We start from the raw sequence: 26,324 nt of genomic DNA on the forward strand, positions 1-26,324 counted from the left end.
AATGCTACAAAAAAGCACCCCAGGCTTGATCTGAACCGCCACCGGGACGTTCAGCGTACGCTCTAAAGGGTGCTTATCAGGTGTAGGACCTATCAACTTGTCAAACGACCTACCGGGAGGTCACTTCGAAGATCGCAAACTTCAAATAATTCCCCTCGTCGACGCCGAGGATGCGCGGATGGTCCTTGCCTGCGGCACGGAATTCCACGAGTCGCAGCTGCTTGCCCGCGTCGATTGCAGCTTCGTGCACCGTCTGCAGGAACAGCTCGGCGGAGATGTGATAGCTGCAGCTTGCCGTTACCAGGTAGCCGCCTTCGTTGACGAGCTTCATGCCGTGCAGGTTGATATCCTTGTAGCCGCGGCAGGCGCCAGGGATGGAACGGCGGTTCTTGGCGAAGGCGGGCGGGTCCAGGACGACAACATCCCAGGTGCGGCCGCTCGTAGCGAGCTTCTTGGAGGTGTCTACCTTCTTGTCTCCTGCTTGGGCCCGTTCCCGACGGTCAGTGAGCCCCTGCACCTGCGAGCGCAAGTACTCGAAGGCGTCCGCCGTGACGAATTCCACTCGGTCGGTAAAGCCGTTAAGCTCAACATTCCGTCTGGCGCTAACAATCGCATGCTCGGACACGTCGAGGCAGGTCACCTTCTTCGCTCCATACTTGCAGGCATGCAGCGTAAAGCTGCCGGTATGCGCGAAGCATTCGAGGACGGTCGCTCCGTCCCAATACGGGAAGGTTACGGGCTTGCCGCTTGCATTGACCGGTACCGTACGAAGGCCTTCCTCCGTCTCCTGCTCCTCCAGCCGGATGCCGCTGCGGGCTCCCCAACCGAGCATGAGCGGCGCGATGGAAGCGCGGTTTTCCCGCTGATCGAAGAAATACCCCGTCTTCTGACCGTGGCGAATGTCCACCTCGATCTTCAACCCATTCTCCGTGATCTGCACGGTCTCCGGACATTCTCCATAGAGAAGCCCCGTATTCTCCTCCAGCCCTTCCAGTTCGCGAACCGACACATCGCTTCGCTCGTAGATTCCAGCGGGATGGAAGACGGAGACGAGCGCCTCTGTGATCTCCTTCCGGCGCAAATCCATGCCCAGCGTTAAAATCTGCACAACCAGGATATCCGCGAATTTATCCACGATAAGACCGGGAAGGAAGTCGGCCTCTCCATAGACCATCCGGCAGGAATCGGCTCCGGGGACGAACCGTTCCCGATGGGCAAGACAGCGCTTGAACCGTTCCTCGAAGAAGGCGACATTCATTTCGACGAGAGAACCGAAGCTGATGAGCCGCACGACAAGCTGCGACTTGGGATTGTAGTATCCGCTTCCGAGCACCTTCCCCTGGTGAGAGGAAACGGTCACCACATCACCCGGAGCTGCTTCCCCTTCCAACCTTTCCACTTCGCTCTGGTAGACCCACGGATGTCCTTGTTCGATTCGTTTCTTCCGGCTCTTCAGCAGGATTATGTTTGCCACAAGCTTCTCTCCTATCATGACTCGTTTTTCAACATCATATGGTAATAGTATCCTTCGCTTGGGACAAGTCAGCCGAGGCTGTCCCCTTCATTTCGAGATTTCGCAGGTAAGGAGAGACCAAATGATTCATTCCCTAGTGATTCCGCTCGCCGTCGGGCTTGTCCTGCTTCTCTTCGGCATGAAGACGATGGAATTCGCCCTGGAACGGGCGGCGGGTCCACGCCTGCCGGAGCTGCTGAAGCGCTTCACCGGCACACCGCTTCGCGGCATGGCCGCCTCCTCCGTCCTCACGGCGCTCATGCAGAGCAGCACCGCCGTCACCGTGGTGACGATCGGCCTCGTCAATGCAGGGTTGATGCGGTTCAGCCAAACCATCGGCATCATTCTGGGCACCAACATCGGCACCTGCTTGACCACGGAACTGATCGGCTTGAGTCTCGGTAAGATCGCGCTGCCGATGCTCCTCTCCTCGACGGCCGTATGGCTTATTGCCATGGCATTCGTGGACCGGAAACCGAAGGCGTCCAAGGTCGGGTTCACGGCCCTGGCGACGGCAGGCTTCGCCTGCATCCTGCTCGGCGTCGGAATGATGCAGGGACTTACCCCTGAGCTGGAAGCGCGGGGAATGTTCACCTGGCTCATCCACAAGTCCCAAGAAAGCCGGTTGTGGGGAGTGCTCGCAGGCGCCGCTGTTACGGCTGTCATCCACAGCAGTGCCGCCACCATTGCGATGACCATGAGCCTCGTCGGGTCGGGAGCCTTCCCCCCCGAGCTCGGCATCGCCATCATCTTCGGCGCGAATGTCGGCACCTGCGCCACCGCGCTTCTCGCTTCCATCGGCGGCAGCCGGTATGGAGCTTACGTTGCCTGGACCCATACGTTACTCAATATCGGCGGCGCGGCACTCTTTTATCCCTTCATCCCGCCCATAGCCGATCTGGTCACACAGATGAGCGCCGATGCGGCTGTGCAAATGGCCCGGGCGCAGACGCTGTTCAACGTGCTCAGCTCTCTCCTAGCCCTTCCTCTCTGTTACTTGCTCCCCTGGCAAAACAAGAAGAAACGGATCGGCCGTCCGTGAGCGGACGGCATCCGTTTCTTGAAAACCGAAGGAAAGCCAAGTCGAAACCCAACCATTCCTTTATAGTTTAAACTGTGAGATGGCTTGCTTCAAGTCCTCCGCCAACTCGCGAAGGACAGCTGCTGCGTGTGCGACCTCTTCCATCGTCGCCGATTCTTCTTCGGTCATGGCGGCAGCTCCATGAACCCCGATTGCCGCTTGACGAGCAGAGCCTGAAATCTCCTCGACGGAAGCCGCAACTTCTTCGGTGCTTGCGGACATCCGCTCGGAGAAGGCCGACATCTCTTCCATCTTTCCGGTGATGCTGCTTGCGCTGTCTGCGATCAGCCGGAAGACGGCGCTCGCCCGATCCACCCGCTCGAAGCCTTCGGTGAATTCCTTTTTGCCGCGCTGCATGCTCACATCGGCATCGTTGGCTGCCGTAAGAACCTTCGTGACAAGGCCGGCGATCTGCTTCGCGGATTGCTCCGTCTGATAGGACAGCTTGCGGATCTCATCCGCGACAACGGCGAAGCCTCGACCGGATTCGCCTGCTCGTGCGGCTTCAATCGCCGCATTGAGGGCGAGAAGGTTCGTTTGGGAGGCGATCCCTTCGATGACCGCCGCGATCTGTTCGATCTGTACGGACATGTGATTGAGATGCTCGATGGAGTCGGAGGTTTTGTTCACGGTATCGTTGACGACCGTCATCTGACTCACGGCCGCTTCAATCGATTCGATGCCCCGAACGGCCTGTTCGGTCATGTGCTTGGACTCCTGGAAGACCAAGGCAGAGGAAGCGGCTGCGTTCTGAATATCCTCCGCCATGGCGGCTACGGCAAGAGAGCTTTCCTCCGAGGTCCTCACCTGGCCGTCCGAGGAAGCGGCCAGCATCGACATCGTCTCCGCGATCTCATTCGTTACCGCTTTGGCCTGTTCCGCGCTTTCAGCGAGGTTGTTGGACGATTGGCCGACCTGCCCGACCGCGGCATCCACTTTGCCGACAATACCACGCAGGTTGTCGATCATGCGGTTGATGGATTCCGAAACCATCCCGACCTCGTCATGAGAGATGATCTTGACAGGTTCCACTAGAAGGTCGCCGTCTGCGATGCGGTTGGACATCACCCCGACCTTCTTCAACAATCGGGTCAACTGATGGGTGAAGAAGAAGGCCATGGCCAGGCTGGAGACGAGAATCCCAATAGCGATGACAACGAGCCACAGGATGAAATCCGAGATTTGCTTGTCCGTCTCGGAAGTGGGGACGAGGAAGCTTAGGACACCAATCGACTCACCAGCCTCCGTTTTGATCGGATCATACACTGCGTAATAACGAACTCCGGATACCTTGGTATAGCCTTTATAAGTTTCGCCCTTCTCCAAGGTGGTCTTGCGGACGTCATCCGCAATCGTCTCACCGACTGCATATTGGTCTCCTACCTTGATGTTCGTAGCCACCAGCGTCTCTCCTTGGCTGACGGACATGCGAATATCCTCGTTACCGAGCCGGGGAACCAGGTTATCGATAAAAAAGTGATTGTCGTTAATCGGCTGCATGCCTTTTAACAGCTTGCCCTGCTCGATGTTCCAAAAACCGGGGTTTTTCTCCTCCATCAGCTCTTTGCCCGCCTTAAAGGTCGTGACAACAAAGTTTTCCAGCTGACGCTCCGTCGCAATTTTCATCCGAAACGCGGCAAAACTCGTGACGACCGAGCTTCCGATGATAATGACGATTCCGAGCATGATCATGAGCTTGGATTTTAATCCCATCGTCTTAAAACTCAGCTTCATCAACTAATCCCTCCAGTTATGGTCCTCTTCCTATGAGCCGCACTCTATCTCTGTCTGAATCAACTGATCAAAGGAATTTTTTATGTAAATATAATGATTTTATATGATATAGCCCAAATAGACTAGACCCATTTCGACCAAAAACCCAAAAAGTAAGAGATTTGCCGCAATTTCTCCTTTCACTAGCTAGAAATGGAATAATATAGCACTCAAAAATAGAACCGCCCGCTCTCGATCGGAATCGAAAGCAGGCGGTTCTTCCGTCCTTTGGTCCGGGCTTAATAGGTGGCGTCCTGGTCCTTCAGACCCTTGATGATGGCGACGCCCGAGCTTGTGCCGAGACGCGTAGCTCCGGCTTCGATCATGCGTACAGCCGTTTCCAGGTCGCGGATTCCGCCGGATGCCTTCACTTGCAGCGCCGACGAAACGTTGCTGCGCATCAGTCGGATGTCTTCAACGGTTGCTCCGCCGGGGCCAAATCCGGTCGACGTCTTCACGAAGTGAGCGCCAGCCTCTTCCGAGAGCTTGCACGCCGTAATCTTTTGCTCCTCGTTCAGGAAGCCGGTCTCGAAGATGACCTTGACGATCGCCTGGCCAGAGACCGCTTGAACCACTTCTCGGATGTCATTCTCCACCGCCCGGTAATTACCTTCAAGCAACTGTCCGATCTGGAGCACCATGTCGATTTCCGTCGCTCCGCCTGCTGCGGCCACCGCTGCCTCAAAGCTCTTCACCGGCGTATGGTTAGCACCGAGCGGGAAGCCAACGACTACCGCGATGGAGACGCCGGAGTCTCCAAGAATTTCTTTGCACAGGTTGGTCCAACGTCCGTTGACGCATACGCTGTGAAATTTGTGAGTGAGCGCTTCGAAGCACAACTGCTCGATCGCTTGTTCCGTAGCATCCGGCTTGAGCAGGGTGTGGTCGATCCAAGATGCGATGGTTTTGCTGTCCAGGTTTGTCATTTGTGTGGTCCCTCCAGTTTTAATAGCGCGAACGCCTTCGCCAATACTTCTTCATTGTTGCCGTAGCCGGAGCTCCGTTGGAGCTTCCACGCTTCCTCCGGCTTATACCAGCCGAGTCCGTCGATTTCTTCGACTTGAACGCGGTCGTCGCCGCCAATCGCTTCCACCAGGAAATAATGAACCTCCTTCATGGATGCATGAACCTTGTCCTCGTACGAAATGTTGACCAGCTTATCGACGATTCGGCCGACGGTTCCGGTCTCCTCGGCAATTTCCCGGAGCGCGGCTTCCTCCACCGTTTCTCCTGCTTCCAGCTTTCCCTTTGCCAGGGTCATCTTGCCGAAACGGTCCTTGATGAGCTGGATCTCCAGCCCGTTTTCCCCTTTGCGGTACACGACTCCTCCCGCTGATATCACCAACATGTCGGTCCCTCCTGCTTGCAGTTTGCCTTATCCAGTATCATCCATTTCACTTCCTACAGCCGCTCACTTCCTAAGCGATGACGATCCTCGCGGTGTCTGCGGCCGTCTTCACCAAGGCTTCGCCAAAGCTTTCGTTAATGCCCGCTTCCGTGACGCGCACCTTCGTGAGCCTGCGCATCTGCTCCGGAGTGCCGGGGAACGCCACTTGCATGTAATTGTCCGTGTAACCGGCCAAATACCCCGCCTTCGGGCCTTCCTTCAAGATTCGGTCCGGAATGACATCAAGCGTCTTCCCGACAAACTTGCGGGCATAAGCCAGCTGCATCTCTTCGGAGAGATCGATCAGGCGATGCACCCGTGCTGTCTTGATCTCTTCATCAATTTGGTCCTCCATCCGGGCGGCTGGAGTTCCCGTCCGCTTCGAATACGGAAAGACATGCATCTCGGAGAAGGCCATCTCCTTCATGAACCGGTAGCCTGCTTCAAACTGTTCGTCGGTCTCTCCGGGAAAACCGACGATCACGTCCGTCGTAATCCCGACTTCCGGGAAGATGTCATGGATGCGAGCGATCTTCTCGCCGTATTCCTGAGCGGTGTATTTCCGACGCATCCGCTTCAGAACGGAATCCTCTCCCGCTTGCAGGGGGATATGGAAATGGCGGCACAGCTTTGACGAGCTTCCCAGCACCTCCAGGACGCCGTCCGTAATCTGACTCGCTTCGATGGAGCTGATGCGGATGCGCTCCAGCCCGTCGATCCGGTCGAGATCGCAAAGCAGATCCGCCAGGCTGTAGCCTTCCAGATCTTCACCGTAGCCTCCTGTGTGGATGCCTGTCAGGACGATCTCCTGATACCCGCCTTCCACAAGCTGGCGCGCCTGCTGAAGCACGTTCTCCGGCTTTCGGCTGCGCAAGAGCCCCCGCGACCAGGGAATGATGCAGAAGGTGCAAAAATTGTTGCAGCCTTCCTGAATCTTGAGAAACCCTCGGGTGCGGTCTTCAAACTCCGGAACGTCCAGCTCTTCAAATTCGCGCGTCTTCATAATGTTCCGCACGACGTTGATCGGCTGCCGTTCCTGCCGGTAGCGGTTCACGAGGGGCAAAATCTTGTCCCGATCCTGCGTGCCGATGACGATATCCACCCCGGGAATCGCCGCGATCTCGGCTGGAGCCGTCTGGGCGTAGCAGCCGGTGACGCAGACGATCGCATCGGGATTGCGCCGAATCGCTCGGCGGATGATCTGCCGGCTCTTCTTGTCTCCGGTATTCGTAACCGTGCATGTATTAATGATGTAGACGTCGGCCGGGGATTCGAAATCGGTCTGGTCGTATCCTTCGTTCTTGAACAACTGCCAGATTCCCTCGGATTCGTAATAATTCACTTTACAGCCCAAGGTATGAAAAGCTACGCTCGGCATCCGAAATTCACCCTCCCATTTCTCCATATTCGTATAGGATGCATGCTGTCGCCACCATACCTGCCGTCTCGGTGCGAAGGATGCGCGGACCGAGACCGGTGGAACGGGCACCCACCTGCTCCGCTTCCTCCGCCTCGCGTTCCGTGATGCCGCCCTCTGGCCCAATGATGACCAGAATACGCGGTTTGATCCCGCTCGGCGAAGTCTTCTGGGTGGCCACAGGATTGGGTTCGGAAGCTGCTTGTTCCGGTTTTGGTTCCGCTTTTTGTTCCGGTGTAAGGTCCGTGCCGGATTTCGCTTTCTGCTGCAGGCTTTGACGCAAATCGCCTGCTTCTCTAAGAAGCGTTCTCAACTGCAAACCGGATTCTTTCTCGTAACACAAAATAGCAAGCTCGGTCTCGGGAATAAGCTTCAGCAGGCTCTTCCACGAAAGCGGCGCAAGCACCTCCGGAACGACGCTGCGGTGCGACTGCTCCGCCGCCTCTTTGACGATTTTACGCCAGCGGTCGAGCCGCTTCACTTCCTTTTTGGCATCATATTGAACCACGGTGCGCTCGGATAAGAACGGAAGAAACTTCGCCGCCCCGAGCTCCGTGCATTTTTGCAGAACAGTCTCCAGCTTGTCTCCCTTCGGAAGACTCTGGGCCACCCACACCTCGACGGAAGGCTCGCCGCTTGCGGGAAGCTCCTCCACAATGACTCCGGTAACGTCGGCTTTCTCGATATCCGTCAATCTTGCGAGCACGGTTCTTCCGAAGCCGTCGCAGCAGATGATTTCATCGCCCGGCTGCGCCCGCATGACCCGAATGAGGTGATGGGCGTCATCGCCCGTGATGTGAACCCGGTCCGGACCGAAGCCCTCCGGTGGCAAAAAATAGCGTTGCATGTACGGACCTGCCTTTTCCAACCAAATGTAGTCTGAAACTCAAGGAAAGCGCGATTCACCATTCGGTCGCGCCAAATTCCAATATACCCCGAACCACGGCAAAAAGCCAGTGCCACTGGCAGGCACCAGCCGAATACCGGCTCTCCGCTTACGAGGGGATAACCAGCAAATCCCAATTGAAGGAAAATCCGAATAGCACGGAAAGCCCTTGATCGATCCCGGCCATGATCGGCCATCGCAGCGCAAACAAACGGCCGATGGTCACCGAGGACAACGACGGGACAAAGACAAACAGCAGAAAGACGAAGACAAACCACTGGGTGACGCCGGCCAGCTTGATCCGGAGCGACAGCGGCAGGAACGATTCCAGGATGCGATACCCGTCCAGAGGGGGGATGGGAAGCAGGTTGAACAGGAACAGCACCAGATTGAGCATGATGTGAAGCGTGAAAAAGAGTGAAACCGCGACCAGAACCCCGTGCGACATCGAGTCAAATGCCCCCGTTGCTTGAAGGATATAGAGCCCGAGCATCCCGAGGGCAGCAAGAACCAAATTGGCGAGCGGACCGGCCACTGAGACGATGAGGTTCATGAGGCGCGGGCGGCGAAAGTGATTCGGATTGATCAGCACCGGCTTCGCCCAGCCGAACCCAACGAGTAAAATCAGAATCGTGCCGAGCAGATCGAGATGGACGCGCGGATTAAGCGTGACTCTCCCCATCGAGCGCGGCGTCGGATCTCCAAAGCGGTCTGCCGAGTAGGCGTGGGCAAATTCATGGAAGGCAAACGCCAGCATAAGCACGAGCAAGTAGAAGGGCAGACGCTCGGGATGGGCGGTCAGCTCGGTGAGTCCCATCTTACAGCCCCTTCTCTGCTACAATCGCGACCCAATCCTCTTCTCGGTAGGTATCCTTGATCGTGAATCCCGACTTGCGAAGCGTGTCCTTCACCGCCTCTTCCTTTGCCTCAATGATCCCGGAAGCGATATAGACACCGCCAGGCTGCAAGGCGCGGTAGACATCGTCCGTGAAGGTCATGATAATCTCCGCCAATATATTCGCGACGACCACGCGCACCGGCAGGTGAACGCCCAGCTCGTTTGCGGGCAGCGTCGATTCGCTCTCTTGGGTAGCGGTCTCAGAGATATGTCCGTCGGCATCCAGCGCTTCGTTGATCGCCGCAACGGTCGTCCCTCCGAGCACGCCGAGCAGGTCGCTCAGGTGGATCGTGATGTTCTCCTTCAAGCCGTTCTGCTCGGCGTTCTCCGTTGCGCTCGACACGGCCACAGGGTCCAGGTCCAGCGCCAGCACATGCCGCGCCCCCAGCTTGACCGCCGCAACCGCGAGAATGCCGGAACCGGTGCCGACATCGATGACATCGTCGCCAGGCTGAACGACCTTTTCCAGGGTGCGCAAGCAGAGCGACGTGGTCGCGTGAGTGCCGGTGCCGAACGCCATACCTGGGTCCATCTCAAGGATGAGCTCATCCGGGGATTCCGGCTCGTAATCCTCCCAGGTCGGCTTGATCGTCAACCGTTCGGACACGCGAATCGGCTTGAAATAGGCTTTCCAGGCATGCGCCCAATCTTCCTCGTCTACGAGCTTCGTCTCCATCCGGGGTTCACCGGTATCGATCTCGTAGCTCTCGAGCTCCGCATAGAAAGCAGTCAGATTGGTCAGCAGCTCTTCGACGTTGTAATCCTCGGAAAAATACCCCTTGATCTCGGCGCGCCCTTCCGGAATATCGTTGAGCGGCTTCTCATACCACTGCCCGAACGAAGTGTCCCGTTCCTTGTTCAGCGTCCCGGATTCCTCAATGGAAACACCGCCCGCACCGAGCTCGTGCAGATGGTTGGATATCATTTCAATGGCTTCTTCCGTTGTATGTATAGTGATTTCATGCCAGCGCATAGCGTCCTCCTTCAAACCGATCCAAAGTCTAGTGAGTCAGGCGTAATAACCTATCTATTGTACTATAGACCGGAGGGTTGGGCAAAAGCGCCGAGGACTACCGCTGGCAAGGCTGCTGCTAGTACGCTATCAGCTTAAAAACCGTAGTCTCCGCACAACTTCCCATACTGATTGACGCCGATTCATATCCACACGATTAGGGCTAGCAGCGTACGGGTTGCGAGAAAATCGAAAACCGCCGCTGCCTGCGACGGTTTTATCCGGCTCGTCTCGCTATTCGTTATCAGAAATAACCGCCAGCCTGTTCCACCACGCTCAAGGCCTGATGATGAGCGTCCTCCGTCACGACGGCGGACAGCACGTAGTTGTGTCCGGTTACCGTTGGGGAGCCTCCATCCGACAGGCCGCTTGCGCTCGGGTCGGCTGCGAGCAGCACACCGGTATCGCGGCTGTCCACATCCGCGTTCAAGGTCATGCTGGCGAGACCCGATACATTCCCCGTCACCGGCGAGACAAGTCCCTGACTTCCCCCTCCGGGAAACCGGCTGAAGGAATCGACACGCGCATCGAGCGCGCGAAGCGACCGCAGCTTCTGAGCCGCCTCTTCCGCTTCTTCACGGGTTCGGAAATACGCGAGAATGCTTTTCTCAGTCATGGACGTCTTCTCCAGACAACGCACGAGCATCCGCCGCCGCTGCTCTCACTTCCGCTTCCCGGTCGTCTTCGTCTAGAGTCGCTTCGTTCTTCACGATATCCTCCGCCCGACCGTCGTGAATCTCCAAGGTGGCCGAGTCGTTCTGCTCCGATTGAAGAGCCCTCTCCACATCCTCCAGATGCCAGGAGGACTGTTTGATGTTGAGATCGTCCTGCAGGTGTTCGTCCTTCATGCTTGTTCCCTCCCTAGAGTGAGTTCACCCGTATCTTACCCACTTTCTTCCCGCTCTACGCCTCGTTTCCGCAACATTTCCAGGAATGGATTCGTTTACTAGGGAAAAGCATTCGAAGGAGGAGGTAATTTCTGCTGACCCACAAGCACCGGATCGAAAAAAGCTTATTCAGCCTGCTCGCATGTGCATTACTGCTCCTCATTGGGTATGGCGCTGGGAATTACCGGGTACCTACAACTGAAGCTCCCGCCCGATCGCTGTGTCCGAACAAAACCGAAAGTCCGGCCATATACGCCGAACAAGGGGAGGGCGATTTTGTCCTGCGTATAATCTCGGCCCAAGCGGTCTATCCGGCCAATACAAAACCGGATATCCGGGCGGAATTGTGCTACACCGGCACAGGAAGCGTCACAATCTGGCATGTGGAAAGTCCGTTGCTGTTCACCGAGAAGGAACTGTCTTGGAAGAGCGAAGGCGGCAAGGTGATCAATCAGCCTTTGTTTCACACAACACTCGAAAGCGGGGGCGCCTACCACGAAAAGTACCGCAAAGGAGACGTGCTTTTGTTCGAGGATACCCCGGACCGAGAGGGGCTGCAAGCTTTCTATGAAAAGCCGGAGTTCCCCGCCGGAACCTACGAGATCAAGGTGCAAGCGGACTTCAATTTGGACAGGAATCTGGGAAAGCCCCACCTTCTGTCTGTTCCGCTTACGGTGAAGTTCAAATAAATCGGAGCTTTCGAAGCCATCGCAGTGATGCGAGAGCGGAAACGCTCATAGCAAAAGGGAACCAAAAAGCCCCGCATGACGGGGAGTGTGTTTGCAAACCCGACCTTCGGTCGAATGAGTTTGCAAACACGCTCTAAGGAAACCGAAACCTGCTTCAAAGGTTCCCGCTTCCCCGTCATGCGGGGCTATTATCGGATGAGCGCGAGTCTCCAGATTCGCTCTGGCTGATCTCTTGAGCGTTAATCTCCGAGGAACGCCTTCTTCATCCGTTCGAAGATGGTCTTCGATTGCTCATGCGTCTGCTCGCCGCTCAGTGAAGCAAACTCGCGCAGCAGATCCTTCTGTTGATCGTTCAGAGTGGTCGGAGTTACGATAACCACCTTCACATGCTGATCCCCTTGGCCGTAGCCGCGCATCCGGGGAACTCCCTTGCCCTTCAGCCGGAAATACGTGTCCGTCTGCGTTCCAGCGGGAATCTTCAGCTTGACCTTCTCCGTCAGCGTCGGAATCTCGATCTCATCACCGAGCGCCGCTTGCGCGAACGTGAGCGGGACCTCGCAGTAGATATCGTCGCCTTCGCGTTCGAAGAAGTCGTGCGGCTTCACGCGGATGACGATGAAGAGATCGCCGGGAGGGCCGCCCTTCGATCCGGCTTCGCCTTCTCCGGTTACGCGCAGCTGTGCGCCATCGTCCACGCCAGCCGGCACCTTGATCTGAATCTTGCGCTGCGTCCGCACCTTGCCGGAGCCTTGGCAGTCGCCGCATTTTTCCTTGATGATCTGGCCTTGGCCGTTGCAGTTCTGGCAGACGCGGCGGTTGACGATCCGTCCGAACGCCGTGTTCTGAATGACTTCCTGCTGGCCGGTGCCTTTGCAGACCGTACAGGTCTCTGGCTTGGTGCCCGCCTTCGCGCCTGAGCCGTGACAGCGAGAGCAGGTCTCGGTGCGGGGAATGGAAATCTCCGTCTCCTTGCCGAACACCGCTTCCTTGAACTCGAGGGTCATCGTATATTGAAGATCATTGCCGCGCTGGGGAGCATTCGGATTGCGCCGTTGGCCCCCGCCGCCGAAGAACATATCGAAGATGTCTCCGAAGCCGCCGAAGTCCATTCCTCCGGCACCGCCCATCCCCTGGGTCGGGTCCTCATGCCCGAAGCGGTCATAGGAGGCGCGCTTCTGATCATCGCTCAACACCTCGTAGGCCGCATTGATTTCCTTGAATTTGTCCTCGGCGTCCGCTTCCTTGTTGACGTCCGGATGATACTGTCGGGCGAGCTTCCGGTAAGCCTTCTTAATCTCGTCGGCCGAAGCGTCCTTCGCTACTCCCAGCACCTCGTAAAAATCGCGCTTGCTCAAAGCTTCACCACCACCTAATTGGGTCCCGATTGAAAAAAGGGTCAAGATATCAAGCAAAGTCAAAGCCGCTGGCGCGGCTTTGACTTCTGCCCGATGGGTCTATCGTTCTTGGCCGATTCTTATTGCTTGTCGTCTTCGTCGACAACCGTGTAATCGGCGTCCACTACATTGTCTTTGCCTTTGCCGCCCGCTTCGCCGCCTGCAGCCCCACCCGCTTGTTGGGCAGCCGCCGCTTGCTCATACAGCTTCACAGAAAGCTGCTGGACGATTTCCGTCAGCTCGTCAGAGGCTTTCTTGATGGCTTCGATATCGCTGCCTTCCAGCGCCTTCTTGAGCGTATCCTTGGCCGCTTCGGCTTTGGCGATCTCGCCTTGATCCACCTTGTCGCCGAGATCCTTGATCGTCTTGTCGACCGTGTAGACCAGTTGGTCCGCCGAGTTGCGGATTTCGACCTCTTCCTTGCGGCTGCGGTCTTCTTCCGCATGCGCTTCGGCATCCTTCATCATACGGTCGATCTCATCATCGGTCAAGCCGCCCGAGGAGGTGATGGTGATGTTTTGGCTCTTGCCGGTTCCCTTGTCCTGAGCGGACACGTTCACGATGCCGTTCGAGTCGATGTTGAAGGTGACTTCGATTTGCGGTACGCCGCGAGGAGCCGGAGGAATATCGCCGAGCATGAACTTGCCGAGCGTTTTATTGCCGGAGGCCATCGAGCGTTCCCCTTGCAGGACGTGAATCTCTACGCTCGTCTGGTTGTCGGCAAAGGTGCTGAACACCTGGGATTTGCTCGTCGGGATCGTCGTGTTGCGTTCGATCATCTTGGTGAACACGCCGCCTGCGGTTTCAATCCCGAGGGACAGCGGGGTAACGTCCAAGAGTAGAACGTCCTTCACATCGCCGGTCAGAACACCCGCTTGAATGGCTGCGCCGAGAGCGACGACTTCGTCCGGGTTAACGCCTTTGTGCGGTTCTTTGCCGGTCAGCTTCTTGACGGCATCTTGAACGGCAGGAATCCGCGTAGAACCGCCGACCAAGACGATCTTATCGATTTGGCTCGCGTTCAGGCCGGCATCCGACATCGCTTGGCGAGTCGGGCCGAGGGTGCGTTCAACCAAATCGGCTGTGATCTCGTCAAATTTGGCACGGGTCAGGTTCATTTCCAAGTGCTGCGGCACTCCGTCTACCATCGTGATGAACGGCAGGGAGATCGTCGAGGTGAGAACGCCGGAGAGCTCTTTCTTCGCTTTTTCCGCTGCATCCTTCAAGCGTTGAACCGCTGCCTTGTCCTTGCTCAGGTCAATGCCTTGATCCTTCTTGAACTCAGCTGCGAGGTAGTCGATGATCTTCTGGTCGAAGTCGTCGCCGCCCAGGTGGTTGTCGCCGCTCGTGGCGCGGACTTCGAACGTGCCGCTGTCCAGCTCCAGAATCGAAACGTCGAACGTGCCGCCGCCGAGGTCGAATACGAGGATCGTTTCTTCCTTGTCTTTGTCGAGGCCGTAAGCAAGTGCGGCTGCGGTCGGTTCGTTGACGATCCGAAGAACCTCAAGACCGGCAATTTTGCCCGCATCCTTGGTCGCTTGGCGCTGGCTGTCGTTGAAATAAGCCGGAACCGTGATGACCGCTTGCGTGACGGTCGAGCCGAGGTAAGCTTCGGCGTCGGATTTCAGCTTTTGCAGGATCATGGCCGAGATTTCCGGCGGGGTATACGATTTATCGCCGATCGTTTCCTTGTGGTTGGTGCCCATATGACGCTTGATCGAGCTCACCGTGCGGTCCGGATTCGTGATTGCTTGGCGCTTGGCGCTTTCGCCGACGATCCGTTCGCCGTCCTTCTTGAAGCCGACGACCGAAGGGGTCGTGCGGTTGCCTTCCGGGTTGGGGATGACGACAGCTTCGCCGCCTTCCATCACAGCCACGCAAGAGTTGGTGGTTCCAAGGTCAATACCGATGACTTTGCCCATGATTCTATTTTCCTCCTTAAAAAAGTTCGTCTCTCGGACAGGTACTCCCTGTCCTTTGTTCGTAAAGTGCTGCGGGATCGCGTTTTCAGGTATCAATGTAAGGGTTGAGAAGAGTAAGGAGAGCGGTGCCTCTCAGAAGCTTAAGAGCTTACCTTCACCATAGCGGGTCGAAGGATCTTGTCGCCCAAAGTGTAGCCCTTCATCACTTCCTCAACGACGGTTCCTTCCTCGTATTCATCCGACTCAACCTGCATAACGGCCTGATGGAGCTCCGGGTTAAACGGCTGGCCGACGGTTTCCATCTTCGTAACGCCCTCTTGGCTCAGCAGCTGTTCCAATTGGCGGAAGGTCATCTCGAGGCCTTTCAGCAAAGCGTCGAAATCGCGGGTTTCGCGGCTCGAATCGAGCGCACGTTCGAAATTATCGACGACGGGCAGCAGGCTGCCGATCACCTTGGAAGACGCGTATTTAGCGAACTCTTCCTTCTCTTGACGGGTGCGGCGGCGGAAATTGTCAAAGTCGGCCTGGGCGCGAAGACTGCGCTCAAGGGATTCCTGCAATTCCTTTTCCAGTCGGGCTACCTGATCAGCGGCATCACCCACGACGGTTTCTTCTTGTCCGGCTTCTGCCGTTTCCTGCTCAAGAACCTCTTCGTCCCGCTTGAGTTCTTCGGCTTGCGGGTTTTCGTGTGTATCGTGTTGACTCACAGTGTGGTTCACCTCCTTAACCAAATCGGTCCGAGCGAAGGGAGGAAGCTTACTCTTCCTTACCCTTCCAACCGGACAGTACCTTCTCTGTCGTTTTGTATTCGTCTCATTCATTCGGGTTCGCAGCTTCGTCACCCGGGTCGTGCAGGCGGACCGATTCCATCTAGCGTTCCCCATTCATTCGGAAAATCGCCCAAAACGGAGCATCCCATGAATACGGGGCGAGTCGGGAAAAGGTTTCATGTCCCGCGCGAACACCCAAGCTTCACGCTCCAATCCTCAAGATCGAAGCGCTATGGAAGCGTTGGTGAAGCTACGCTTCTTCTCGCAATTCGCAGCTCGCGGCTTGCAGCGGTCCTCTAGCTCCGGTCCGTCATGTCAAGTCGGCATCGCCTCGTTCATCCGCCTCGGATGACCGCATCTTGATGACCGTGCGGATGCGCAGCACGGCCGCCGCTACCTCGCCGGCGGCGCGAATGGCATGAAGCTTCACCGGCGCAGGATCGACGATCTCGAGCCGGATCATGTCCACCACCTCGCCGGTGTCGCAGTCGATGGCGAGCGCGGCGGAATTCGCGACCGCTTGAGCTGCTTTCGCTTCCTCGACCTTCTCCAGCGGGCTGAGGCCCGCGTTGACGGCGATCTGGGCGAGAGGCTTGCGCAGCGCTTCCGCGACAGCGGCGTGTCTCTTATACCCATCTAGATGTGTATAAGAGACAGGCACATAGTCTGTGAATCAACTGGAGCATACAACGCGGATCGCCTATGAGTCTCATCTGACGAAACGCCGCGATCGGCTGCGATCAGGCCGACCCCGAGCTCCGCGAGCCGCTCGAGCTCGGCGCGGAAGCTCTCGCGGCTCGCGGCGTACTCGCGGTAGCCCGCCTCGGTGGCGAGAGCCTCTTCGGCGGGCTTCGCCGGCTCGAGGGCGTCCATCAGCACGAGGACGCCCATCCCTAACGCCTCCTCCTGCTCGAAGAAGCCGGCGGGCTTCTTCGCCAGGAGCAGCCCAGGCACGACCTCGCTCTTGCCACCCGGCAGCGGAGCTACCGCTGCCGAAAGGCGGAACCGCTCGTCCCTCAGCCGTTCCCGGCCGACGAGCCGCGCCGCTTCCAGCACGAGACCGGCCAAATCGGCATGCTCTCTGCCAGCTATGTATGCGATCCGGAACAGCATCGGATCGTCCAGTCCGTCGATCGGCACGGCATTCGCCTCGATCAGCTCCGCTGCCAGCTGTGCCCCAGCCTCTATGCCTGCCACCACCTTGGCGACCGGCACGCCCTTCAGCACTTGAGCGGAGCCTTCTGCGACCATCGCGCCCGCCAGCACGGTAGCGGTCGTCGTTCCGTCACCGATCTCCGCCTGCTGCGAACGGGCAACCTGCACGAGCAGCCGGGCGGCGGGATGCGAGACATCCATCTTTTCCAGGATGGTAACCCCGTCATTGGTGATCAGCACATCGCCGCTCGCGCCGACCAGCATCGTATCGAGCCCTTTCGGACCTAGCGTCCCCTCAACAGCGGAGCACACAGCCCGAATCGCTGAGGTGTTGTTCAGGAGGGCGGCGAAGCGTTCATCGCCTTCTCGACCGCCCGATTTCGTTGCCTCCATGAAGGGTCTCTTCCTTTCCGACTTGCTCGGATCAGGCGTACCAGCGTCCGAGAATGATCGGCAGCTGCTTGGACAGATGGTCCACAATGCCCATCACTTTCGCATATTCCATTCGGGTGGGCCCGAGAATGCCGATGGTCCCGATGTTCTTGCCTTCAAGCGAATAAGTAGCTGTAATCAAGCTGCAATCGCGAATCGCCGCCAAGTGATTTTCCGAACCGATCCGCACTTGAATGCCATCCGACTGGGACGAAATCATCCTCATCAGAATCGGCGTCTCGGCCAGCAGATCGAGGATATGCTTCACCTTGTCGACATCCTTGAACTCCGGCTGGTTCAGCATGTTCGTAGCTCCACTAAGGAACACCCGGTCCTCATCTTCCTTCGAAGCGAAGACCTCTTCCAGAATGCCGATCAGCTCCTCGCAGCCGTTGACATAACGGCCGAGCTCAGCACCGATCTCGCTGTACAGCTTCGATCTCAGATGGAGCAGCGGCACGTCGCGCAGCTTCTCATTCAGGAGATTGACGACCTTCTCGATTTCCCCGATCGGAATGCCCTCGGGGATATCCACCGTCCGGTTCTCCACCTGACCGGTGTTGGTGACGATAATCGCCACCGCCTTCTTCTCATTCAGCGGAACGACCTGAAGATGCTTCAGCGTCGTACTGAACACCTCGGGGCCGAGGACGATGGAGGTATAATTCGTCAGACCCGACAGGATCGATGCGACCTGTTGAATGACCTGCTCCATCTGAGACATCCGGTCGGCGAAAAAGGATTTCATCACCGTTAGCTCATGGCTCGAAAGAGCCCCATATTTCAAAAGATGATCGACATAATACCGATAGCCCTTATTGGAAGGAATGCGTCCGGCCGAGGTGTGCGGCTGCTCCAGAAAACCAAGCTCCTCCAGGTCCGCCATCTCGTTGCGGATCGTCGCGGGACTGAACTTGATATCGCCTCTCTTGGACAGGCTACGGGAACCGACCGGCTCCGCCGTACCGATGTAATCGTCAATGATCGCATTCAAAATCAACTGTTGGCGTTCCGTTAACATTCGGATTCCCTCCCTGTATTCATAAGTCAGGCGGCTTAGCCTCCCGGCTCGTTAGCACTCGCATCTAATGAGTGCTAATCAACAATACAAAAATACCACCCGTGAAGGGCGGTTGTCAAGTCAAAGGGCCGCAGGATCGGGGTCGATTTGAGCGTGTCTTTACTCCCAATCATAGACCGATTCGATCACGCGAATTTCGCTTCATGAAATGATTGAGCCACAACCTCGCGATCCTCATCATCGATACGTCCGATTCACGGAGTTGTAGACACGCTCTTGATCAAACAGGTAACGCTATTACAACTCCATCAGCACCGCGATTTCGTCGCAGCAATGCTGCTTGGAGCAATGGATGCAGTCTTTCCAAACCTTCTCTGGGAAAATCTCCTTCTCCACCACCGTGAATCCGACTCTTTGAAAGAACGCATCCTCATAAGTCAAGGCCATCACCTTGGGGATTCCCGCCGCTTTCGCCTGCTTCACCAGCGTCTCTACAAGCTTGCGTCCGATCCCTTGGCCCTTGTAGCCGTTCGAGATGCCGAGCGAGCGGATTTCGACGAGATCCTGTCCCAGTTGGCACAGCGAACCACAGCCGATCAGCTTGCCGTCCACCTCCGCCACGACGAACGAGTCGAGCGAATAGCGCAGCATTTCCTTCGTGCGCGGAAGCATAATCCCTTGACGGGCATACCCCTCGATAATTTCCGCCAATTGATCCAAATCTTGCTCCGACGCCTGTCTGCACGCTACCGTACTTGTCGTCATGGCTATCACCACCGCTTCTCAAGGATATGAATAAATATACATCAGAGCGAATGGATGCACAACAGGTTTTTTGCGTTTATCAGAAATAAAATCTCGTTGGAAATCCGAGTGTCTTCTCGCTTTATTCCTCACATACGAAGAGCGGGCAGCCCGCATCGCGGCGGATCTTTTCTATGCTCGATTCAGGATAAATATTCACGGTTGGCACGAAAAGAACCGAAACCCCTTCCACACTCGCTTATTCCGCCCCGGAGGAGCGGCAGGTCCCTGCAAGGACCAGAGTGCCATCCTGCTTCAGACCAAGCGTGAGGAATTGGGAGACATCGAGGATGACGATTCCCGGCTGTAACCATTGGCTTGCACTTTTTGTCTGCAAAACACGTAAAGCGGTACAAGAATTAATCTCCCACCGCCATCGTCTGACTTAACAAGTCAAGTTGGCTACAGCTTGATCTTCTCCAGCAAACCGAGCAGCTGCTGCCTTTCTTCAAGGGAAAACTCTTCGTAAATCGCCGCCTGTAAGGATTCCGATATCGCCCGAAAGATCGGCTCAAGCTCTCTTCCCTTCTTCGTAAGAGTTAAGCGAACGATCCTCCCGTCCACTTGATCCTCCCCTCGTTTCACATAGTCGAGTCGTTCCAGCTTGTCGACCAAAGCTGTAATGGTAGACTTGTCCCTGTCGATGTAGCAGGACAGCTGATTCATTGTGAGCTCTTCCTGAGTAAATAACTGAAATAAAATATCCCCATGCGAAGGAGCGAGGCCAGGAAGATTATGTTTTTTCAGCTCATGCTCGATATATTTATTTCCGCGTCGGTGAATGCGACCGATGGTTGCCAAAATCTTTTTTTCGTCCATGCCCCCATGTTAATTTTTCTCAAAATGAGTGTCAAGACCCCGCCAGCATGAAATACAATCACTATCAATTCCTTAGCTTCTAAATATTTGTAGGGAGGATCTGGAAATTAGTTTGATATAAAATTATTTTCGAACTTTGTGACTTAAATCACACGACAAAGTGAAATAAAGCACGTATGATAAGGGTGTCGAAGATGATCATCCGATACAAAAATCACAGACAAGAGACAGGGAATATGCTTCCAACGGACCTCACAGAGAAGCATCCCAACATCTAGGCTTATGCTTCCGATGAAAGTTTTGCGCAGTTCATTCCAGGAAGCAATCCTACAAAACTTGGCCTATGCTTTCGATGTAGTTTTGCGAAGCTCATCCAGGAAGCAATCCTACAAAACTTGGCCTATGCTTTCGATGTAGTTTTGCGAAGCTCATCCAGGAAGCAATCCTACAAAACTTTTAGGAGTGGAGACTATGTTCAACAATTGGTTCCGTACAAATAAAGTAGCTATGGTGCTGCTTACGATCGTTCGGCTATATGTCGGGTACAAATGGATCGAGGCCGGCTGGCACAAGCTTACCGGGGGCTTCGATGCTTCCGGTTTCCTCAAAGGCGCCATTGCCAAAAGCACCGGCGAAAATCCAGCTGTACAAGCCTGGTGGGCCAGCTTCCTCCAGCATGCCGCGCTGCCGAATGTTAGCTTCTTTAATGTTCTGGTCCCTTACGGCGAGTTTCTGGTCGGCCTGGGCTTGATTCTCGGCACCTTCACGACCTTCGCCGCACTGATGGGACTGGTCATGAACGCCTCGTACCTGCTCTCCGGTACGGTCAGCACGAACGTTCAACTGTTGCTCATGGAAGTCATCATCATCGTCGCTGCAGCTAACGCCGGCAAGATCGGTCTGGACCGTTGGGTACTGAGCTACCTGAGAAGCCTCTTCCACAAAAACACCCGCAGCGAGGCCCTATAAATCGTAGCTCATCTGATTCACATGACACACCATACTGAAAACACCCGCTGGCAAAGACAAGGTTCACTTGTCCTGACAGCGGGTGTTTGTCAATGATAAGCAGCTGTTGGATTCCCAATCTAAACTTGGACGAATGCTCCTGCGGCTCTCAGAACTATTCCCAGACCGATCAGCCAGCACTTACCGTATGAGGGTTCATTCTCCCTTCTTGTAGAGTTTCGTCTATCGAGTTTTCACATAACTATTGACAGCCCCTAGCCCTCACCGAAATAACGTGATTATTCTGTCTCAAATACTGTTATAAACATAGATTCCCATTCCTCATAAACCTCTACAGAAATATTTCTAGAAGGAAACCTCTGTTTGAAACTCATAGTCCAAAATAATTTTAAAACGTCACCTAAGATTGGTATTTGTATAGAAATATCTTCGTCATCATTTACATTAATATGAAAGAAATCCTTTATTTCGTACAAGTTCATCATTTTTTCAACGGAGCACTTATCACCTTGACAACTAACTTTCCACTTTTCAAATAAATCATCATTAAACTTATCTTTAAGTAAGAAGTATTTCTCTATCTCAATTATTTCAGGGTAATAGAACTTTGCGAACGCTAGGGCTGTCTGTAAGTCAGCTTTTATATTTACATAATTCCACCAACTAAAATTTTGTAAGTTGGCTAACTTGTATTCCATGTATTCTTTTATAGTTTCATCTGTAAATAACTCCATGAAAGAAAAATCACCCCAATCGGAACGGATCGGTCAGCACTTACCATAAGAGGTTCATTCTCCTTTCCGGGAGAATCTCCTATACCGAGTGTAGAGTAGAAGAGTGCCTTTCCTCACGGATTGTTCACTTTCCCCTCGCAGAACCGTGCTTGCCTATTCACGCACACGGCTCCTCATCAGAAGTTTCACACGTGGCTCTTACCATTTAAATATCAACTTCATTGTGCCATACCAGTGGCCATTGTCGGTGATTCCGTAGCATCTGTAGTGTCCCACGAGTTTTGCTTTAAGTTGTTCGAGCAGTGACTTGACCCGCAGGGTTCGGTTCGCCTTTATCCATGTCTTCATTCGATTGAGTACGGCTTGAAATTTCCTTCTGCTCGTTTTTCGTTTCTCTCTGCTTAACATCTTTGAATAGAGTTGCTCCATTAGATATTAATAAAAACTGTTTATAACTTTCTGGTAATCTAACCCCATTATCAGTTTCGAATTTTTGAATTTCCTTATCCTTAGTAGGAGTGTTCCATTCAAAACCTACCTCGTCCAAGTATCCGCCTTCATTCTGCACGATTAATGTGTTAGATGCTGTCAATCTTTTCTTTAAAGAAAGAACAGAGTTCATCTAGTATCCCTCCTTATAAAATTATTTAGTAACCCAACCAGTAAGGATTAAGATGACTTTGAAGTGTTGATCTTAAAATTAGAACTATATTCCAAATCGAATGGTCGCCGCACCCTATCACCCTTGGGTACTTCCTGCAATTTCCCTTCTGGATGTGGAATATTATTTTGAGTCCGAGGGTCTTTTACTTCTGAGTATGGTTTTCCAGATTTATTGACAAAAATTTGAACACCCTGAGAGGTTTTTGAGGAAGGACTGCGTTTTGATGTTATCTTCTGTATCTTCGGCCTTTGTGAAGAAACTGAAGGATAACTCGTCTTTCTGCCTCCACCTCTATAGGTATAGTATCCTCCTGCTTTACCTCCATCCCTACCATCATCTTTATAACTTGCGTGTCCAGACGGATCGACATGAGTTAACGGATTGCTCTCCACATAGGTGTACAAGTTCATCGTAAGAGGATTGTTACTCTCCTTGGTAGGAGTCCTCTGTAAGAAAGCACCCTATATTTGGATCATACCATCTGGCACGCAAGTATTGAAGATTTATGCTAGCGTCCAATACTCTCCGGAGTAACGAAAAGGGTTACGAATGTCTCTTGTTTTGCTTGAGGTTTGCCCCACAGGTCATATGAGTGGAATCAACTGCCAGACCGTTCGAAACTACTTCACCTCCTACCTTTATTTGCAATCAAACAAACGAAATAGCCAGTCGTCTGTTGATTTCCGACGACTGGCTGCTTAACCTTGCTATGTGTATGGATCCTTGTCTTCCTAACGGGGGCAATCCCCATTCGGCAGCAAGAGCTTTTCCCTTATTGTTGTAGGTACTTGTTATCCTCCGATAAACTCCGCAAACACTTCATTACCGAGGAAAATCCCCTTGTCTGACAGCTTGAAACCGTCACCGATGCGCGTGATCATCCCAAGCGCCTCTTCTTTGGCAATCTGAGCGCCAAAGGTCTCCCACATCGACTCGCCGAATTGGGCGCGGAAGTCTGCGTCGTGGACGCCGCTCAGCTTGCGCAGGCCGACCATCATGAAGTCCTCCATCGCTTCCCGCCTCGTTACCGGATTCGTCTCCAATCGGGGCAGTCGCTCCCGGCTCGCTTCGATATAAGGATTCACGCCCTTGATGTTCATATGACGCTCTCCTCTAGCGTAGCCATGAGCGCCGGCGCCGATGCCGTAGTAGGCCCGGTTCTCCCAATAGGCGCAGTTGTGGCGGCTCTCAAAGCCGGGCTTCGCGAAATTGCTGATCTCGTACTGCCCGTATCCCGCAGCGCTAAGCCGCTCCATGATTCGCGCAAACATCGCGGCTTCCTCTTCCTCGGCGGGCAGGGGCAACTTGTCGCGCATGTAGAGGGTGTGGAACAACGTGTTCTCTTCCACCTTGAGGCCGTAGATGGAGTAGTGCTTCAGATCAAGCGACAGCGCCGTTTCGAGTGAGCGGTCGAGGATCTCCAGCGTCTGGCCGGGCAGGCCGAACATGAGGTCGATCGACAGGTTGTCGAAGCCGGCGGCACAGGCGTTCTCAATGCTGCGAAGTACATCATCGGCTTCATGGATGCGGCCGATCCGCTCCAGCAGCGCGTTATCGAAGGACTGCGCCCCGAAGCTGACGCGGTTTACTCCGCCTTCTTTCATGGCGGCCAGCTTGTCCGGATCAACCGTCCCCGGGTTCGCTTCCATCGTGAACTCCACATCCTCCGTGCGATCGGGGAAGTAAGCGAGCACTCGCTTGAGGAAGCTCTCCATCTGCTCGGGCGTCAGCACCGTCGGCGTGCCGCCTCCTACGAAGAAGGTGCGAATTCGGCCAGGAGGAATGGCCCGAACCGTTCGCTCCATCTCCCGCTCCATGGCGTCCAGGTAGTCCATCACCGGCTGCCCCTTCAACACGTAGGAATTGAAATCGCAGTAGTGACATTTGTTCGTGCAAAACGGAATATGCAAATACACCGATTCCGGCGTCATCTCCGGCCATGCCATCGGGTTCCCCTCCTTGTTGTCCGCCTGAGAATCATTCTCTCAGGAATAGGTAAAAAAGGAGCTGGCCGTCCGCGCATCCCCCCGGTTCGTTCCGGAAGAACGACCGGTGATGGACGCCCGAAGGCGCTCGCTCCTTATCTTGTGTGATGTCGTTGCTGATCGAACCTAGCGCTGCTTCTCAGCTCCTGATCGTTAGCTCTTTACCATTACTCGTCGATCTTGAGCACGGCCATGAAGGCTTCCTGCGGCACCTCGACGCTGCCAACCTGCTTCATGCGCTTCTTGCCTTCCTTTTGCTTCTCCAGCAGCTTCCGCTTCCGCGAGATGTCGCCGCCGTAGCACTTGGCCAGAACGTTTTTGCGCAGAGCCTTGACGGTTTCCCGGGAAATGATCTTCTGCCCGATGGCCGCTTGAATCGGTACCTCGAACATCTGCCGCGGGATAAGCCCTCTGAGCTTCTCGCAGATGATCCTTCCTCGGTTATAGGCGCGGTCGCGGTGAACAATGAACGACAAGGCGTCCACCTGCTCGTTGTTGAGCAGAATGTCCATCTTAACGAGATTCGAGGTCTTGTAGCCCGATACCTCGTAATCGAAGGAGGCATAGCCCTTCGTGCTCGACTTCAGCTGGTCGAAGAAGTCATAGACGATTTCGGACAACGGCATCTCATAGGTCAAGGTGACCCGGTTCGTGTCGAGGTATTCCATGTTAACAAACTCGCCGCGTTTGCCTTGGCACAGTTCCATAATCGTTCCAACAAAGTCATTGGGCACGATGATGGCTGCTTTCACGTACGGCTCCTCGACATGATCAATGCGGCCGACTTCCGGGTAATTGGACGGGTTGTCGATCTCGATGACCTCACCGTTGGTCAACGTAACTTTGTAGATAACGCTCGGCGCGGTCGTGATCAGCGGAATGTTGAATTCGCGTTCGATCCGTTCCTGAATGATCTCCATGTGCAGCAACCCGAGGAAGCCGCAGCGGAAGCCGAAGCCGAGAGCTGTCGAGGTTTCCGGTTCAAAACGAAGAGAAGCATCGTTCAGCTCAAGCTTTTCCAGCGCGTCTCGCAGGTCGTTGTAGTCTGTCGATTCGATCGGGTACAGCCCGCAGAATACCATCGGATTGATCCGCCGGTAGCCGGGCAAGGCTTCTGTCGCCGGACGACTCGCATCCGTAACCGTATCCCCGACGCGAGTATCCTTGACATTCTTGATCGAAGCGACGATGAAGCCGACATCCCCTACCGCCAGCTCGTCTACGACTGTCATTCGCGGCTTGAACGCCCCGACCTCAATGACCTCAAAGGTTTTGTCGGTCGCCATGAATTTGATCTTCGAGCCAGCGCGTATGGAGCCGTCAATGACGCGGACGTACACAATGACGCCTTTGTACGGATCATAGTGGGAGTCGAAGATGAGCGCTTTAAGCGGTTTGTCGGGATCACCGGTTGGCGCCGGAACCTTGGTTACCACCTGCTCGAGGATCTCCTTGATGCCGATCCCTGCCTTGGCCGAAGCGAGCACGGCTTCGCTTGCATCGAGCCCGATGACTTCCTCGATCTCGTTCTTAACTCGCTCCGGCTCTGCGCTCGGAAGGTCGATCTTGTTGATGACCGGTAGAATCTCCAGGTTGTTGTCGAGAGCCAAGTACACGTTGGCCAGCGTCTGCGCTTCGATACCCTGGGCGGCGTCCACGACAAGCAAGGCCCCTTCGCAAGCGGCCAAGCTGCGGGAAACCTCGTACGTAAAGTCGACGTGTCCTGGGGTGTCGATGAGGTTCAGGATGTACTCCTGGCCGTCATCGGCTTTATAGGTCAGGCGGACCGCCTGCAATTTGATCGTAATCCCCCGTTCCCGCTCCAGGTCCATCTGATCGAGCACCTGCTCCTGCATTTCGCGCGAAGACAGAGCGCCTGTGTACTCCAGAATGCGGTCGGCAAGCGTGGACTTGCCGTGGTCAATATGGGCGATGATCGAAAAATTTCTGATTTGCTGCTGTCGTTGCCGAATATCTGCCATCCTCAAGCCTCCGAAAAAAAGTCACAATTAAATGTAGTATACCAGTTCGGAAGGGGGACAGCAATGAAGAGATGAAACCCAGCCAAACCGATCGATCTCCTCGCCAATCAGAGCCACAGCTGAGCACCAG

25 protein-coding genes are annotated in these 26,324 nt (G+C 55.0%); 3 read left to right on the forward strand and 22 right to left on the reverse strand.

The annotated features are described in order from the left end of the window. Nucleotides 1–109: 109 nt before the first annotated feature. Nucleotides 110–1,492: a class I SAM-dependent rRNA methyltransferase gene (locus BN2684_RS09465; protein WP_392389006.1), complete on the reverse strand. Its 1,383-nt coding sequence runs from the start codon at nucleotides 1,490–1,492 to the stop codon at nucleotides 110–112. Between the two features lie 103 nt (nucleotides 1,493–1,595). On the opposite strand from BN2684_RS09465, the gene BN2684_RS09470 reads away from it, so the two are divergent. Continuing rightward, complete coding sequence (locus BN2684_RS09470) at nucleotides 1,596–2,555, forward strand: Na/Pi cotransporter family protein (RefSeq protein WP_058301928.1); 960 nt, start codon at nucleotides 1,596–1,598, stop codon at nucleotides 2,553–2,555. Nucleotides 2,556–2,615: 60 nt separating this feature from the next. Here the strand turns inward: BN2684_RS09470 and BN2684_RS09475 are convergent, their stop codons facing one another. The 9 genes from BN2684_RS09475 to BN2684_RS09515 all read right to left on the reverse strand — a co-directional run bounded on the left by BN2684_RS09475 (nucleotide 2,616) and on the right by BN2684_RS09515 (nucleotide 10,815). Further along, nucleotides 2,616–4,328, reverse strand: a complete 1,713-nt coding sequence (locus BN2684_RS09475; RefSeq protein ID WP_058301929.1) for a methyl-accepting chemotaxis protein — start codon at nucleotides 4,326–4,328, stop codon at nucleotides 2,616–2,618. A gap of 278 nt (nucleotides 4,329–4,606) precedes the next feature. Next, nucleotides 4,607–5,293: a deoxyribose-phosphate aldolase gene (deoC, locus tag BN2684_RS09480; RefSeq protein ID WP_058301930.1), complete on the reverse strand. Its 687-nt coding sequence runs from the start codon at nucleotides 5,291–5,293 to the stop codon at nucleotides 4,607–4,609. After that, entirely contained in the window at nucleotides 5,290–5,715 is a 426-nt protein-coding gene (locus tag BN2684_RS09485; protein WP_058301931.1) for an NUDIX hydrolase, read from the reverse strand. The genes deoC and BN2684_RS09485 overlap by 4 nt, the downstream gene beginning before the upstream one ends. Nucleotides 5,716–5,785: 70 nt before the next feature. Beyond that, a complete protein-coding gene (mtaB, locus tag BN2684_RS09490; protein WP_058301932.1) occupies nucleotides 5,786–7,132 on the reverse strand; it encodes a tRNA (N(6)-L-threonylcarbamoyladenosine(37)-C(2))-methylthiotransferase MtaB in 1,347 nt (448 codons plus the stop codon). A gap of 7 nt (nucleotides 7,133–7,139) precedes the next feature. Further along, nucleotides 7,140–8,018: an RsmE family RNA methyltransferase gene (locus BN2684_RS09495; protein ID WP_058301933.1), complete on the reverse strand. Its 879-nt coding sequence runs from the start codon at nucleotides 8,016–8,018 to the stop codon at nucleotides 7,140–7,142. Between the two features lie 148 nt (nucleotides 8,019–8,166). Next, the gene (locus BN2684_RS09500) at nucleotides 8,167–8,874 is read right to left on the reverse strand and encodes a site-2 protease family protein (RefSeq protein WP_058301934.1); all 708 of its coding nucleotides are present in this window, start codon (nucleotides 8,872–8,874) and stop codon (nucleotides 8,167–8,169) included. Between the two features lies 1 nt (nucleotide 8,875). Beyond that, the gene (gene prmA / locus BN2684_RS09505; protein ID WP_058301935.1) at nucleotides 8,876–9,928 is read right to left on the reverse strand and encodes a 50S ribosomal protein L11 methyltransferase; all 1,053 of its coding nucleotides are present in this window, start codon (nucleotides 9,926–9,928) and stop codon (nucleotides 8,876–8,878) included. A gap of 283 nt (nucleotides 9,929–10,211) precedes the next feature. Continuing rightward, entirely contained in the window at nucleotides 10,212–10,583 is a 372-nt protein-coding gene (locus BN2684_RS09510) for a hypothetical protein (protein ID WP_058301936.1), read from the reverse strand. Next, entirely contained in the window at nucleotides 10,576–10,815 is a 240-nt protein-coding gene (locus BN2684_RS09515; RefSeq protein ID WP_058301937.1) for a hypothetical protein, read from the reverse strand. The genes BN2684_RS09510 and BN2684_RS09515 overlap by 8 nt, the downstream gene beginning before the upstream one ends. Nucleotides 10,816–11,249: 434 nt before the next feature. Here BN2684_RS09515 and BN2684_RS09520 point away from each other — a divergent pair, with 434 nt between their 5' ends. Then, entirely contained in the window at nucleotides 11,250–11,543 is a 294-nt protein-coding gene (locus tag BN2684_RS09520; RefSeq protein ID WP_148449932.1) for a hypothetical protein, read from the forward strand. Nucleotides 11,544–11,782: 239 nt separating this feature from the next. Here BN2684_RS09520 and dnaJ read toward each other — a convergent pair whose 3' ends face one another. The 8 genes from dnaJ to BN2684_RS25175 all read right to left on the reverse strand — a co-directional run bounded on the left by dnaJ (nucleotide 11,783) and on the right by BN2684_RS25175 (nucleotide 19,860). Continuing rightward, the gene (gene dnaJ / locus BN2684_RS09525) at nucleotides 11,783–12,898 is read right to left on the reverse strand and encodes a molecular chaperone DnaJ (protein WP_058301939.1); all 1,116 of its coding nucleotides are present in this window, start codon (nucleotides 12,896–12,898) and stop codon (nucleotides 11,783–11,785) included. Between the two features lie 119 nt (nucleotides 12,899–13,017). Continuing rightward, on the reverse strand, nucleotides 13,018–14,859 hold the full coding sequence (dnaK, locus tag BN2684_RS09530; RefSeq protein ID WP_058301940.1) for a molecular chaperone DnaK: 1,842 nt from the start codon (nucleotides 14,857–14,859) through the stop codon (nucleotides 13,018–13,020). A gap of 140 nt (nucleotides 14,860–14,999) precedes the next feature. Continuing rightward, nucleotides 15,000–15,566, reverse strand: a complete 567-nt coding sequence (grpE, locus tag BN2684_RS09535; protein WP_058301941.1) for a nucleotide exchange factor GrpE — start codon at nucleotides 15,564–15,566, stop codon at nucleotides 15,000–15,002. A gap of 373 nt (nucleotides 15,567–15,939) precedes the next feature. Continuing rightward, entirely contained in the window at nucleotides 15,940–16,290 is a 351-nt protein-coding gene (locus tag BN2684_RS24930) for a TCP-1/cpn60 chaperonin family protein (RefSeq protein WP_058301942.1), read from the reverse strand. Further along, the gene (locus BN2684_RS09545) at nucleotides 16,266–17,177 is read right to left on the reverse strand and encodes a TCP-1/cpn60 chaperonin family protein (protein ID WP_058301943.1); all 912 of its coding nucleotides are present in this window, start codon (nucleotides 17,175–17,177) and stop codon (nucleotides 16,266–16,268) included. Before BN2684_RS09545 ends, BN2684_RS24930 begins: the two co-directional genes overlap by 25 nt. 31 nt (nucleotides 17,178–17,208) lie before the next feature. Beyond that, nucleotides 17,209–18,237, reverse strand: a complete 1,029-nt coding sequence (hrcA, locus tag BN2684_RS09550) for a heat-inducible transcriptional repressor HrcA (RefSeq protein WP_058301944.1) — start codon at nucleotides 18,235–18,237, stop codon at nucleotides 17,209–17,211. A gap of 297 nt (nucleotides 18,238–18,534) precedes the next feature. Then, nucleotides 18,535–19,002, reverse strand: a complete 468-nt coding sequence (locus BN2684_RS09555; RefSeq protein ID WP_058301945.1) for an N-acetyltransferase — start codon at nucleotides 19,000–19,002, stop codon at nucleotides 18,535–18,537. Nucleotides 19,003–19,443: 441 nt separating this feature from the next. Beyond that, complete coding sequence (locus tag BN2684_RS25175) at nucleotides 19,444–19,860, reverse strand: MarR family winged helix-turn-helix transcriptional regulator (protein WP_058301947.1); 417 nt, start codon at nucleotides 19,858–19,860, stop codon at nucleotides 19,444–19,446. A 471-nt stretch (nucleotides 19,861–20,331) separates the two neighbouring features. Between BN2684_RS25175 and BN2684_RS09570 the strand changes: the two genes are divergently transcribed. Then, nucleotides 20,332–20,829: a DoxX family protein gene (locus BN2684_RS09570; protein WP_058301948.1), complete on the forward strand. Its 498-nt coding sequence runs from the start codon at nucleotides 20,332–20,334 to the stop codon at nucleotides 20,827–20,829. A gap of 278 nt (nucleotides 20,830–21,107) precedes the next feature. Here BN2684_RS09570 and BN2684_RS09575 read toward each other — a convergent pair whose 3' ends face one another. The 4 genes from BN2684_RS09575 to lepA form a co-directional block, all read right to left on the reverse strand. Then, nucleotides 21,108–21,563, reverse strand: a complete 456-nt coding sequence (locus tag BN2684_RS09575) for a hypothetical protein (RefSeq protein WP_058301949.1) — start codon at nucleotides 21,561–21,563, stop codon at nucleotides 21,108–21,110. Nucleotides 21,564–21,849: 286 nt separating this feature from the next. After that, on the reverse strand, nucleotides 21,850–22,185 hold the full coding sequence (locus BN2684_RS09580) for an SMI1/KNR4 family protein (RefSeq protein WP_058301950.1): 336 nt from the start codon (nucleotides 22,183–22,185) through the stop codon (nucleotides 21,850–21,852). A gap of 833 nt (nucleotides 22,186–23,018) precedes the next feature. Further along, on the reverse strand, nucleotides 23,019–24,173 hold the full coding sequence (gene hemW, locus BN2684_RS09585) for a radical SAM family heme chaperone HemW (RefSeq protein WP_058301951.1): 1,155 nt from the start codon (nucleotides 24,171–24,173) through the stop codon (nucleotides 23,019–23,021). A 206-nt stretch (nucleotides 24,174–24,379) separates the two neighbouring features. Then, on the reverse strand, nucleotides 24,380–26,194 hold the full coding sequence (lepA, locus tag BN2684_RS09590) for a translation elongation factor 4 (RefSeq protein ID WP_058301952.1): 1,815 nt from the start codon (nucleotides 26,192–26,194) through the stop codon (nucleotides 24,380–24,382). Between the last annotated feature and the right edge of the window lie 130 nt (nucleotides 26,195–26,324).

This window comes from Gorillibacterium timonense (assembly GCF_001457415.1).
GTDB classification, from domain to species: domain Bacteria; phylum Bacillota; class Bacilli; order Paenibacillales; family NBRC-103111; genus Gorillibacterium; species Gorillibacterium timonense.